Source organism: Caballeronia sp. NCF2 (assembly GCF_023631205.1).
In the GTDB taxonomy this organism is placed as follows: domain Bacteria; phylum Pseudomonadota; class Gammaproteobacteria; order Burkholderiales; family Burkholderiaceae; genus Caballeronia; species Caballeronia zhejiangensis.
Map to the genome: position 1 here is coordinate 187,062 of NZ_JALQDN010000064.1, position 12,082 is coordinate 199,143.

The following is a 12,082-nucleotide window of genomic DNA, read 5'->3' on the forward strand; positions in this document are numbered from 1 at the left end:
CGTCGACCAAGCGGTCCATCGACCTTCGTTACTCGTTCGACTGCGCAAGCCCACCCCTCACCACCGCGCCTGCGCCGTCCCCGGCGGCGCCGATTCCCTCGCATACCCCGCCGGCGTCCGCGCAAGTTGCGCGCTCGGCCGCACCGCCATCAACGCACCGAATCCCGATTCATACCGCTCCATATACGGCGCGAGATCCGGCTTTGCGATAGCGAACCCGCCGTCCACACGCCCGAGCCCGCGCAACCAATGTCCCGTCTGCGCGAGCGAAACCTCCACATGCCAGCTTCCGCCCTCACGCTGCTGCTTCCACAGCGCCGCCGCCGCGCCGAACGCCATCAAAAATCCGCTCGCCATGTCGAGCATCTGCATCGGCAAGACGCGCGGCTTGCTCTCGCCGGCTGCTTCTCCCTCCGCCGCGTTGAAGCCCATCGCGGTCTGCACGAGCGAATCGAAACCGCGTCGCGCGGCCCACGGTCCCTCGGCGCCATACGCGCTCAACGACGTATAAACGATGCCCGGCCGATGCCGCGCCACTTCATCCGGCCCGAATCCCAGCGACGCGATCCCGCCCGGCCGATACCCCTGCGCGAACACATGCGCGTCATCGATGAGATGCCAGAGCGTCTCGCGATCCGAAGGCGACCGAAGATCGAGCAGCGCCGATTGTTTTCCGCGGCTCGTATCCGCGATAGCCGGAATGTTCGGCAGATGCGGTCCGTTCACGAGCATCACGTCCGCGCCGAACGCGGCGAGCGCGCGCCCGCCGACCGGCCCCGCGAGAATGCGCGTGAAATCGAGCACGCGCAGGCCATCGAGCGGACGCGCATCCGCCGATAAAGAAGGCAACGCAAGCGCGGGCGCATCGCCGATACGCGTGATCGTCATCAACGGCTGCGCGGCGATAACCTGGCCCTGCGGCGTCGCATCCCATTCGTCGAACGTCCGCAGCATCGTCACGACGAGACCGCGCTCCGCCGCCGCGTTCTCGTAGTCGCCCGCGCGCCACGAAAGCAGCGCGCGTTCGGCGTCCTCACGCGTCGCGATGCGCGGATCGAGCCCGAGCAGAAGCAGCGCGCCATCCTGATGATGTTCGAAGTTCGCATGAATCCGCACGTAGCCATCGGCGCATCGATAGAGACCGGAGAAGCGTCCCCATGTCTCCGGCTCCTTGCCGTCCACCGTGAACGCGCCGGTGCATTCGACCGCCGCGTGCGTCATGTCGACGGACACGCGCTGCCGCTCCACGCCGCGCGCGAAACCAAGCTCGCACGCCGCGAGCGCCGCCGCGCCGATGGTCGCCTGCGCCGCCGTGCCGACAGCGAAGCTGGAAGGGAAAACCGGATCGCGACCCGGAAGGTCGATGAAAGAAAGCGCATCGTCGGGCAAGCCGGCGATGCGCCATAAGCTGCGCAGCGTATCGAGAGAGGAAGTCATGTCGGGCGCTCCTGAGTCGATGGAGCGCCCATTATCACGCCATATGCGTCATTGACGCCGCGTCGCCAGCTCCGCGCCCTGACGCAGCGCTTCGAGCATGCTGCCTTCATCGGCGATGCCCTTGCCCGCGATATCGAACGCCGTGCCGTGATCGACCGACGTGCGGATCACATCCAGACCGACGGTCACGTTCACGCCCGCTTCGAGACCGAGCACCTTCACCGGACCGTGACCCTGATCGTGATACATCGCGACGACGAGATCGAAGTCGCCACGCCCCGCGCGATAGAACAGCGTATCGGCGGGCAGCGGGCCAGTCACATCGAGGCCGCGTTCCTGCAAGAGCTTCACCGCGGGAATGATCTTTTCCTCTTCCTCGCCGTAACCGAACAGACCGTTCTCGCCCGCATGCGGATTGATCCCGCACACGCCGATGCGCGGCTTCGCGATGCCCGCCTTCACGAGCGTCGCGTTGCCGCGCTCGATCGTGCGTTGCACGAGACCCGGCTCGATCTTGCGGATCGCATCGATGATGCCGATATGCGTCGTCACGTGAATCACGCGCAATTGCGGCGCGACGAGCATCATCGACACTTCTTCCACGCCCGTCAGATGCGCGAGCATTTCCGTGTGACCCGGAAACTTGTGGCCGCCCGCGTGCAGCGCTTCCTTGTTGAGCGGCGCGGTGCAGATCGCGTCGATCTGATTCGCCTGCGCCAGTTCCACGGCGCGCGCGATGTACTGGTAAGCCGCATCGCCCGCAACGGCCGACAGTTCGCCGAAGGGCAGGTCGTCGGGGATGAGACCGAGGTCGATGCAGTCGATCACGCCCGGCTCGTAGCGCGCTTCGGTCGCGTCCTTGATGCGCCGCACCGTCGCTTTGCCGCCGACGATTTCGTTGGCGCGTTCGAGACGCCGCGCATCGCCGATCACGAGCGGACGGCACTGCTTGTAGACCGCGTCGTGCGCGAGGCTCTTGACGACGACTTCCGGTCCGACGCCGCTTGCGTCGCCCATCGTGATGCCGATTACGGGGAGATAGTTGCTCATGATTTTCGTCTGGTGATGTCTGTTTTCAACGCGCTTCAACGCGCGATGGGAATATCCGCGCCGCGCAAATGCAGGTACGCGCCGAGCAGCGCGTGCTCGCTGCCGAACGCGCCGGCCTTGGTGACGACCGACGGCCCTTTGCCGTTCGATGGCCGTCCGAGCGCGACGCCCGCTTCGATTTCGCGCACGAGTTCGAGGCTGCCGACGTTCGCGGCGGCGAGCATCGCGCGCGCCGTTTCGCCGCCGGTCGCGATCAGCCCGCCGAGCGCATCGAAATGCGGCGCGACGAGCGCGGCGAGCGCGTTCGACAAGCGGGCGCCCTCGGCGGGATCGAACGCGTCGTCGCGGCCGATTCGCACGATCGCGTCTTCCTGGCCGCGCACCGCGTCGCCGATGCGCGCGCTCCACGTTTGCCATTGCGGATGACGCGCGCCGTCGCGCAACACGGCGGGCGGCACGATCATTTCGCACACGCCGGCTTCGGCGCACAGCAGCGCGCATTGGCGTTCGGAGATGGCCGACAGGCTGCCGACGAGCGCGAGAATCGGGCCTTGCGCCGGTTCGATAATGCTCGCCGACTGCGTGGAAGCGTCGGTATCGAAGAGATCGGGCAGCGCGGCGAGTTCGCGGGCGAGTCCGCCGGAGCCGACCCAGAAGAACGGCTCATCGACGGAAGCGCTCACGCGTGCGAGCGATGCGAGATCGTCGCTGGTTTCGGCATCGACGATGATCGCGTCGATGCCATTGCCCGACGCCGCCGCCGACGCGATCATCAGCGCGACTTCCTGCGGCGCGGCGCGGAACGCATCGAGCGGAACATGCGCGGCGCGCAGGCCGACCGCGTCCAGCAACTCGCGCAAGCCGGCATGCTGCCCGGCGTGTTCGAGCTGCCACGTTTCCGTGTCTTCGAGCGGCACGCCGCGCACGAACACGCGCGCATCGCGCACCGTGCGGCCCGTCGCGGGAAACGCGGGCGTGACGATCGCCGGACCGGCGACGCGCGTCAGCGCCGCGACTTCGGCGGCCCAGTTGCCGCGCAACGTCGAATCGATCTTCTTGTAGAGACGCCGGCCCGGCGCGCGCAACGCGTGCCACGCGTCGGCCGTGCGCTTCGCGGCGTCGGCGGGCGCGAGGCGGCGCGTGTCGGTGTCGGCGGCGACGACGGTCGCGTTCGCGTCCGATGCGCCCGCGTCGAGCGACACGACCGTCTTGCGGCCCGCCGCCGCGAACGCGATCGCGCAATCGGCCGCGCCCGACAGATCGTCGGCGACGATCAGCAAACTCTTCATTGCGTGGCCCCCCGAGCCTTCGCGGACGAACCCGCATCGCGCCGAGCGTTCACGCGTTTCGCGATGGATGCGGTCAATATCGGCGACACGATCGCCGTCACGACGACGCACGCCGCGACGAGCAGCGTCGCCGACTTGGCCGCCTCGTTGTACACCGGATTCGCCGCCGCGATCAGCGCCGGAACGGCCGCCGCGTTGCCCGCGGTGTTCGCTGCCGCCGCGCCCGCCACGCCCGTGCCGCCCGTCAGACGATCCGCGAAATAGAGCGGAATGCCCGTCACGATGACGACCGCGAAACCCAGTCCGATGCCGAGCAAACCGGCTTGCCAGACCTTGTGCAGGTCGAGGCTCGCGCCGAGCGCCAGCGCGAAGAACGGAATCATCACCGGGACGGCGCGGCCGAGAAACTCGCGCATCTCGCGATCGAGATTGCCGAGCAGCATGCCGACCGCGAGCGGCAGAATGCTGCCGACGAGCGTCGGCCACGGAAACGCGGACAAACCGGCGACGCCGAGCGTGACCATCGTCAGGAACGGGCCGGATTCGAGCGACATGATCGTGTACGCGCCCACGTCTTCCGAGCGGCCGTACTGGCCCATCAGCGCCATGTAGAGGCCGCCGTTGGTGTCGTTCATCGCGGCGACGACGGCGAGCGTCGAAATGCCCGCGAACAGTCCCGATGAAACCGGCTGCTCGCCCAGGAAATGCCCGAGCACGATGCCCGCGATGATTGCCGTGCCGACCTTCGTCACGAACAGCGCGCCGCCCTTCTTCAGCAGATAAGGCGTCGCCTTCACGTCGATGCTGGCGCCCATGCATACGTAGAACACCGCGAGAATCGGCAGCGCGCCGGTGAAGAGCGCGTTCGTGAACGAGCCGAAGAACTTCGGCATGCCCGGCATGAACGTGGCGATCAGCGAGCCGATGAGCAACGGGACGATCATCATCCCGCCAGGAACGCGCTCGACGGCGCGCTTGATGTGAAGTTGAGCCATGAAGTCTCCTGAGTGGTCTTTGTCCAATTCGATCATCGATTGATCGAATCGATCAAATCGCAGTGTAGTCCTCCCGTTTGTTTTGCGCAATTTGGTCGTTCTAGGCGTTTACTCTGATCGATGTCGATCATTCCGACTGCTCGAATGACCAAATCGATCAAAATATCGGCCGTGCGCTCGACACGAACCGCGAGCATTCGACGGACCCGGCCGGTTCGCTACACTGTGCGTCGCCGCCAGAACCGTCAAAAGAAAGGAACAGGATGAAAGTCGAGAAACGCCGCGAAGCCATGTTGAAGGCCGTGCTCTCCGGCATGAACGATGTCGCCGCGCTGTGCGAGCACTTCGGCATGTCGGAGGCGACGGTGCGCCGCGACCTGCGCGCGCTCGCCGACGAACGGCGCATCGTGCGCACGTATGGCGGCGCGGCGTCGGTCGGGATGCACGAGCCGGAAGAATCGCTCGATACGCGGCGCGAGAGCTATCGCGAGCAGAAGGAAGCGATCGCGCGCGCGGCGGCGCGTCACGTTCAGGACGGCGACACGATCTTTCTCGACGGCGGCACGACGACCGCCGCGCTCGCGCGCTGCCTCGCCGGGCGCACCGAGATTCACGTCGTGACGAACAATCTGCTGGCGGTGAACACGCTCGCGGCGGCGGATGTGCGCGTGACGCTGATCGGCGGCGACGTGCGGCCATCGAGCATGAGCACGCTCGGACCGATCGCGCAGGTGGCGCTCACGCGCGTCACGTTCGACAAGGCGTTTCTCGGCGCGGATGGTGTCGTCGCGGGCCGCGGGCTGTGCGAGGCGACGGCGGAGCAGGCGTTTCTGAAGGAATGCATCGCGGGCCAGGCGGCGGGCGTGTTCGTGCTCGTCACGTCGAACAAGCTGGAGCGCGCGAATCAGCAGCACTGGACGCCGCTGGAACGCAACTGGACGCTCGTCACCGATGCATGGGCCGAAGCGCCGGTGCTCGCGCGCTTCGGAGAGCGGGGGAATGTGACGGTGGAGACGGCGCAGGTTGCGTCGAAAGAATCGTGACCAGCGCGACGGCGGAATCGCCTGCGAGCTGACCGCCGTTATGCTCGGCGAGCGCGACTTTCGCGTCTGGCCGTTGCCGCGCGCCCGCCCGGCCGCGCAACTGCTGCGTCAACTCGACGATCTGCGCGAGCCCGGTCGCGCTGACCGGATGACCGCGCGAAAGCAATTCGCCGTTCGGCCGAAAGCGACGGCGGCGAGGGCAATCGCGGGCGCCGCGCCGGCGATGCGCGTCGACGAACTTCTCGACGACAGCGATTTCCTCGCCGACGTGCTCTCGTCCGCGCGATGCGAACGGCAGGTTCTGGCCGTGCTGAAGCAGCCATATCCGCTGAGGAAAACGCCCGCGCGCGTGCGCGCCGTGCCGGGCGCGCCGCAACGCGTCAGACGCGCCCCGCCAGCGCCAGCACGCGCTCCAGCTCCGGAAGATCTACCGGCTTGACGAGATGCGCGTCGAAACCGGCGGCGCGCGTGCGGGCCATGTCCTCGTCGGAGCCGAGGCCCGTCATCGCCGCGACGATGACGTGCTTGCCATCGTCACGCATGCGGCGGATCACGTCGAAACCCGTCAGGCCGGGCATCGACAGATCGAGCAGCACGACCTGCGGCCGCGCCGCTTCGAACGATTCGAGCGCGTGCGACCCGTCGTAGGCGGCGCGCGCGTTGTGGCCGAGCATGTCGACGAGCAGCGTCATGCTGTCGGCGGAATCGCGATTGTCGTCGACGACGAGCACATCGAGCTGACGTCCCGCCGTAGCGGCCGGCGTGCCGCTCGCAGGCGTGCCGCGCGCGGGCGGCTCGGCGAGCGGCAGCCACAGCGAGAACGCGCTGCCTCGTCCGGCGCCGCCGCTTTTCGCCTCGACGTGGCCGCCGTGCAGTTCCGCGATCGCGCGCACGAGCGTGAGGCCGATGCCGAGCCCGCCTTCGTCGGCATGCGCGCCCGGCGGATGCTCCTGCACGAACAGATCGAACACCGTGCCGAGCGCTTCGGGCGAGATGCCGCGGCCTTCGTCGATGACGCGCACCAGCACCGTGCCCCCGCGCGGGCCGACTTCGAGCGTGATGGTCGAGCCGTGCGGGCTGAATTTCGACGCGTTGTTGAGCAGATTGTTGAGCGCCTGCACGAGCCGCGTCGGATCGCCGTTGACGAAAAGCGGCTGGCCGCTGTCCTGAATGTCGATGCGCTGTCCGCGCTCGTCGAACGATGGCTGGCTCGCCTCGACGCTCAGGTGCACGACATCCGCGATATCGACGATGTCCGTCGAGAGACGGATCTTGCCTGAGCTGACGCGCCCCGCTTCGAGCAGATCGTCGACGAGCTTCGTCAGATGCGCGAGCTGGCGGTCGACGATCTGACGGCTGCGGATCACGTCGGCGTCGTCGGACGATTTCAGCTTGAGGATGCTGACCGCGTTGCGGATCGGCGCGAGCGGATTGCGCAACTCGTGGCCGAGCAGCGCGAGGAACTCGTTCATGCGCCGGCTCGACGCTTCGAGTTCTTCGAGACGCCGCCGCGCGGTCATGTCGCGCGTGATCTTGACGAAGCCTTGCGCGCCGCCGTTCTTGTTGGGCAGCGCGCTCAGCATGACGTGCGCCCAGAACTCGGTGCCGTCCTTGCGAACGTGCCAGTCCTCGTGTTCGACGCGGCCGCGCTTCGCGGCGAGCGCGAGATCGTCGGTCGGACGGTCGCGGCCGTGTTCGTCCGAGGTGTAGAAAAGCGCGAAATGCCGGCCGATCGCTTCGGCCGCCGTGAAGCCGTAGATCTCGCGCGCGCCTTCGTTCCACGAGCGCACGTAGCCGTTCTGGTCGAGCATGCAGATCGCGTAGTCGCTCACCGAATCGATGAGCAGGCGCAGCCGTTCGTTCGCCTCGTTCGCGACGTGCCGGTCGGTGATGTCGTGCACGAAGCACGCGAACTGGCGCTGGCCTTCGTACCAGACTTCGCTGATCGTCAGCTCGGCGGCGAACTCGCTGCCGTCGCGGCGCAGCGCGGGCAACTCGACGCGCGTGTTGATGATGCGCGCCTCGCCCGTCGCGAGATAGCGCGTGAGGCCCGTGCGGTGTGCGTCGCGAAAGCGTTCCGGCACGATGAACGACGCGAGTTCCCGGCCCGCGACTTCGCGATGTTTCCAGCCGAAAAGCACGCTCGCGGCCTCGTTCCATTCGACGACCATGCCGGCTTCGTCCATCGATACGAATGCGACGTGCGCGTTATCGAGCACGGTCTGACGGCGGCGCAGGGCGTCGGCGAGCTTCTTCTCGTATTCGATGCGCAGCGACGACTCGACGGAGAGATCCGCGGCGACGCTGGCTTTCTCCCGCAGCAGCGCGCGATTTTCCTGCGCGATCTCCTCGCGCGCGATGGTTTCCGCGATGCACGCGCAAAACGCATCGAGGATGCTGATGTCCGAATGTCCGAAATAGTCGACTTCACCGGAGATGAGCTTCAGCACGGCGACCGAGCGGCCTTCGTAGACGACGGGCGCGACGACCATCGACACGGCGCCGACGGCTTTGCACGCCGCGCGGTCGACGCGATGATCCGTCGCCGAATTGCGGCAGATGAGCGCTTGCTGGCGCGTGATGCAAAGCCCGGACAGACTGCCGGCCGTGGGCAGCCGCACGCCGATGTGCGCCGCCGCCTTGCCGCTTGCCGCGCGGTAGTGGAGCGTGTCGCCCTCGATCCATTCCACGACGGCGGACGCGACGCCCGCGACTTCTCTCAGCGTGTCAGTGACTTTCTGCAGATAAGCGTTAAGCGGGAGCCGCGAATGGGCGAGGCTGGCGAACGTGGCGAACCATCGCTGGAAATGCGCCTGACGCGTATGTTCCGCCTTGATTTTCTTTTCCGGTGTCGACGCCTCGTATTGAGTCCGCATAGGGTATTTCCAATCGATGGATTCGCGATCTTCGAGTCGCGGAGATATCGGGTTTTTTGCGACGGATTAATCGCTCAATTGGAACACAAATACGGCCGCAATCGTTTGCTGTTCGAGAAGATTTTTAGAGGCTTGGGCCGCCGATGAAGCGCGTCGGGGCGGCATGCCGGGGATTATTGACTGGATCGTAAGCCGTTATGGGCATAAGTACGACAAATGACCGGTTGTGCATTCGCGGATTTATTGCGTGAGTATTAATTCCGTGCCGACGGGCGTATGGCGGTAAATTCGGCTTGCTTTCTTTCGCGCGTTCGGATTTGCGATGCGGGAAAGGACCCCTCGCGGCGGATGGTTTATTTCGTTATCCGGAAAATGCGGTTCGCCGAATTGGTTTATTGGGCGATTATTACGCTATTGCTTTTGCGGTTGCTTCAGATTCAATACGCATACCTCGCCACGACTTCCGCGACGCGCCCCAACGCGTCGCCCAACGTCGCCACATCCACCGATCCCAGCGCCAGCCGCAGCGCATGCGGCACCTGCGCCGCCGTGCAAAACGGCTCGGCCGTCGATACCGAAATCCGCTCTTCCATCAGCGCCGCCGCGATGCGATCCGCGCGCACTTCCTCGGGCATCGGCAGCCACAGAAAGTACGACGCCGGATGCGTCACGCGCTTCAAACGCCCCAACGCACGCGCCGCGATGAGCTGGCGCATCGACGCATCCGCGCGCTTTTCCGCTTCGAGTCTCTCGACCGTGCCGTCCGCGAGCCAGCCGCACGCGATGGCCGTCATGACGCCCGGCGTGTTCCACGTCGTCACGCGGATGGCGCGCTCGATCTTCGGCACCCATTCGGATGGCGCGACGACATAGCCGACACGCAGTCCCGTCGCCACGTTCTTCGAAAAGCCGGATACGTACACCGTCAGTTCCGGCGCGATCGCGGCGAGCGGCGGCGGAGCGTCATCGGCGAGAAAGGCATAGGCCGCATCCTCGATGATGAAAAAGCCATGCCTGCGCGCAAGCGCTGCCAGTTGCCTGCGCCGCGTCGCCGTCATCACCCAGCCGAGCGGATTGTGCAGCGTCGGCATCGTGTAGACCGCGCGCACGCGGCGCCGCTTGCACAACGCCTCGAGCGCGTCGGGATCGGGGCCCGTGCCCGATGCGCGTATCGGCGCGAGTTCGATCCGGTGCGCGTCGGCGAGCAGCTTGAAGCCGGGATAGGTCAGCGTATCGACCGCGACCACATCGCCGGGTTTCAAGAGCGCCATGACCGTCGTGGCGAGGCCGTGCTGCGCGCCATCGACGAGCATCACGCGATCCGCGCTCACATCGAGACCACGGCGCGCGAGATGACGCGCGACCGTCGCCCGATCGCGTGCGCGTCCGCCATGCGGCTGATAGCGCAACAGCGCTTCCAGATCGCCCGCCGATGACAACTGCCGCAACGCACTGCGCAACAGTTCCGCCTGGCCGGCGAGCGCGGGGTAGTTGAAGTTGAGGTCGACCATGTCCGCGGCGATCGCGACCTGATCGATGCCGAGCGCTCGCGAAAGCGTCGTTTCCTTCACGAACGTACCGCGTCCCGTTTCGCCGCTGACGAGTCCCATCGCGTTCAGTTCGGCATACACGCGCGTCGCGGTCACGATGCCGAGCCGCTCGCGCGCGGCCAGCTCGCGATGCGTCGGCAGACGCGTGCCGGGCTTGAGGCGGCCGGAACGAATGTCATCGACGAACCTGTCGACGATCTGCTTGTAGCGCGGTGGTTTCGGCATGAGCGCCCATTCCCGATGTATCCATGACAATTGTTTGATTGTATTCGTCTCGCGCCGTAGCATGCACTCATGCGTTCCATGCGATGAAAGGAGAACAACATGCATATCGCCATTCTCACGTTCGACGGCTTCAACGAACTCGACTCACTGATCGCGCTCGGCATTCTCAATCGCGTGAAAAAGCCTGGCTGGAAGGTGTCGATTGCATGTCCATCGGACGAAGCGCGTTCGATGAACGGCGTCGTGCTCAAAGCGCAAGCCACGCTCGAAGACGCCGCGCAGGCCGATGCCGTGATCGTCGGCAGCGGCATGCTCACGCGCGAAGTCGTCGCGGATCAATCGCTGATGGCGCGCATCAGGCTCGATCCCGCGCGTCAGTTGCTGGCGGCGCAATGCTCGGGCACGCTCGTCCTCGCGAAGCTCGGACTTCTTCGGGACGTCCCCGCCTGCACCGATCTGACGACCAAGCCGTGGGTCGAGGAAGCGGGCGTGCGCACGCTCGATCAGCCGTTCGTCGCAAACGGCAATGTCGCGACGGCGGGTGGGTGCCTCGCATCGCAATATCTCGCGGCGTGGGTGATCGCGCGGGTCGAAGGCGTCGCAGCGGCGCGCAGTGCGATGCATTACGTCGCGCCCGTCGGCGAGAAGGAAGACTACGTCGAGCGCGCGATGAAAAACATCGCGCCTTACATCGACGTCGCCGCGCTCGCCTGAGTGGCGAAAATCGTGCACCGCAAAGCCCGTCGCATTGCGAACGACGGGCTTTTTCATGCTGCACGTGCGCAAAGAAAGCCGCTTGTATAAAGCAGTAAACGCTTCGGGAAAGTCCCTACGGAAACATCAGACGTCTGATGTATATTTCATGGACTGTCATCCGAGAGAGCCTCATGCGACTGAGCGTCGAGCGATCGATGAGCGACAAGATCCAGGAGTCGCTCCTCACCATGATCCGCGAGCGCAAGCTCAAGCCCGGCGACCAGATTCCCACTGAAATAGAGCTTTGCGAGCTGCTCGGCGTCGGACGGTCGAGCTTGCGCGAAGCGGTTGCGCAGATGATCTCGCATGGCTTGCTGTCGCGTCAGCAAGGCAAGGGCACCTTCATCAGACAAATTTCGCTGAAGCTGCACGGCGGACTCGATGATCTGATGTCGGTGACGGACATGATTCGCAGCGTGGGCGCAGTGCCATCGACGAGTCGCATCCACACGGACACAGTCGCCGCATCGGAAAGTCTCGCGGAAAAGCTCGCGATCAGGCCCGGCGATCCATGCGTGCGAATCGAGCGCGTGCGGCGCGCGGACGACGCCATCGCCGCGTATTGCATCGACACGATCCCGAAGCGCGTGTTCGATGCGGCCGAAGGCGATCTGGGCGAATCGCTTTTCGGCATGTTCGAGCGCACGGGACGGCGGCTGTCGCATACACATACGTCGATACAGCCGACCATTCTCACGCCGCGCGATCTGCCCGAACTGGGCGACGGTTTCGGTCTGTTTCTGCTGCTGGACGAAGTGGATTTCGATCAGAGCGGCGAGCCGCTTTGCTATAGCAACGACTACTACAACACGAGCATCTTCAAGTTCGATCTGGTGCGCAAGCGTCGCTGACTGCGATGCG

At 65.6% G+C, this 12,082-nt stretch carries 10 protein-coding genes; 3 read left to right on the top strand and 7 right to left on the bottom strand.

Features of this window, described 5'->3' with window-relative positions; translation table 11 throughout:
* Window positions 1–57: 57 nt before the first annotated feature.
* From NCS02_RS23975 to NCS02_RS23990, 4 genes are read right to left on the bottom strand one after another with little or no spacing between them, the layout of a single operon-like run.
* Window positions 58–1,437, bottom strand: coding sequence for a CoA transferase (locus NCS02_RS23975; protein ID WP_250503527.1), 1,380 nt, complete (start codon window positions 1,435–1,437; stop codon window positions 58–60).
* 48 nt (window positions 1,438–1,485) lie between these two features.
* Window positions 1,486–2,487, bottom strand: coding sequence for a 4-hydroxythreonine-4-phosphate dehydrogenase PdxA (gene pdxA, locus NCS02_RS23980; protein WP_008347439.1), 1,002 nt, complete (start codon window positions 2,485–2,487; stop codon window positions 1,486–1,488).
* A gap of 35 nt (window positions 2,488–2,522) precedes the next feature.
* The gene (locus NCS02_RS23985; protein ID WP_250503528.1) at window positions 2,523–3,776 is read right to left on the bottom strand and encodes a four-carbon acid sugar kinase family protein; all 1,254 of its coding nucleotides are present in this window, start codon (window positions 3,774–3,776) and stop codon (window positions 2,523–2,525) included.
* The gene (locus NCS02_RS23990) at window positions 3,773–4,771 is read right to left on the bottom strand and encodes a 2-keto-3-deoxygluconate permease (protein ID WP_250503529.1); all 999 of its coding nucleotides are present in this window, start codon (window positions 4,769–4,771) and stop codon (window positions 3,773–3,775) included. The genes NCS02_RS23985 and NCS02_RS23990 overlap by 4 nt, the downstream gene beginning before the upstream one ends.
* Window positions 4,772–5,034: 263 nt before the next feature.
* Here NCS02_RS23990 and NCS02_RS23995 point away from each other — a divergent pair, with 263 nt between their 5' ends.
* Complete coding sequence (locus tag NCS02_RS23995; protein WP_250503530.1) at window positions 5,035–5,814, top strand: DeoR/GlpR family DNA-binding transcription regulator; 780 nt, start codon at window positions 5,035–5,037, stop codon at window positions 5,812–5,814.
* Here NCS02_RS23995 and NCS02_RS36620 read toward each other — a convergent pair.
* From NCS02_RS36620 to NCS02_RS24010, 3 genes are all read right to left on the bottom strand, one after another.
* Window positions 5,717–6,190: a thiolase C-terminal domain-containing protein gene (locus tag NCS02_RS36620; protein ID WP_502800897.1), complete on the bottom strand. Its 474-nt coding sequence runs from the start codon at window positions 6,188–6,190 to the stop codon at window positions 5,717–5,719. The genes NCS02_RS23995 and NCS02_RS36620 overlap by 98 nt on opposite strands.
* A 4-nt stretch (window positions 6,191–6,194) precedes the next feature.
* Window positions 6,195–8,690, bottom strand: a complete 2,496-nt coding sequence (locus NCS02_RS24005) for a hybrid sensor histidine kinase/response regulator (RefSeq protein ID WP_250503531.1) — start codon at window positions 8,688–8,690, stop codon at window positions 6,195–6,197.
* 437 nt (window positions 8,691–9,127) lie between these two features.
* On the bottom strand, window positions 9,128–10,465 hold the full coding sequence (locus tag NCS02_RS24010) for an aminotransferase-like domain-containing protein (protein WP_250520021.1): 1,338 nt from the start codon (window positions 10,463–10,465) through the stop codon (window positions 9,128–9,130).
* 99 nt (window positions 10,466–10,564) lie between these two features.
* Here NCS02_RS24010 and NCS02_RS24015 point away from each other — a divergent pair, with 99 nt between their 5' ends.
* Both NCS02_RS24015 and NCS02_RS24020 read left to right on the top strand, forming a co-directional pair.
* On the top strand, window positions 10,565–11,179 hold the full coding sequence (locus NCS02_RS24015) for a DJ-1/PfpI family protein (protein WP_250503533.1): 615 nt from the start codon (window positions 10,565–10,567) through the stop codon (window positions 11,177–11,179).
* Window positions 11,180–11,376: 197 nt separating this feature from the next.
* On the top strand, window positions 11,377–12,072 hold the full coding sequence (locus tag NCS02_RS24020; protein ID WP_239295565.1) for a GntR family transcriptional regulator: 696 nt from the start codon (window positions 11,377–11,379) through the stop codon (window positions 12,070–12,072).
* Window positions 12,073–12,082 lie beyond the last annotated feature (10 nt).

Excerpts from the sequence above, each read along its gene's own strand:
- NCS02_RS23975 (WP_250503527.1), bottom strand. The coding sequence starts at position 1,437 with ATGACTTCCTCTCTCGATACGCTGCGCAGCTTATGGCGCATCGCCGGC.
- pdxA (WP_008347439.1), bottom strand. The coding sequence starts at position 2,487 with ATGAGCAACTATCTCCCCGTAATCGGCATCACGATGGGCGACGCAAGC.
- NCS02_RS23985 (WP_250503528.1), bottom strand. The coding sequence starts at position 3,776 with ATGAAGAGTTTGCTGATCGTCGCCGACGATCTGTCGGGCGCGGCCGAT.
- NCS02_RS23990 (WP_250503529.1), bottom strand. The coding sequence starts at position 4,771 with ATGGCTCAACTTCACATCAAGCGCGCCGTCGAGCGCGTTCCTGGCGGG.
- NCS02_RS23995 (WP_250503530.1), top strand. The coding sequence starts at position 5,035 with ATGAAAGTCGAGAAACGCCGCGAAGCCATGTTGAAGGCCGTGCTCTCC.
- NCS02_RS24005 (WP_250503531.1), bottom strand. The coding sequence starts at position 8,690 with ATGCGGACTCAATACGAGGCGTCGACACCGGAAAAGAAAATCAAGGCG.
- NCS02_RS24010 (WP_250520021.1), bottom strand. The coding sequence starts at position 10,465 with ATGCCGAAACCACCGCGCTACAAGCAGATCGTCGACAGGTTCGTCGAT.
- NCS02_RS24015 (WP_250503533.1), top strand. The coding sequence starts at position 10,565 with ATGCATATCGCCATTCTCACGTTCGACGGCTTCAACGAACTCGACTCA.
- NCS02_RS24020 (WP_239295565.1), top strand. The coding sequence starts at position 11,377 with ATGAGCGACAAGATCCAGGAGTCGCTCCTCACCATGATCCGCGAGCGC.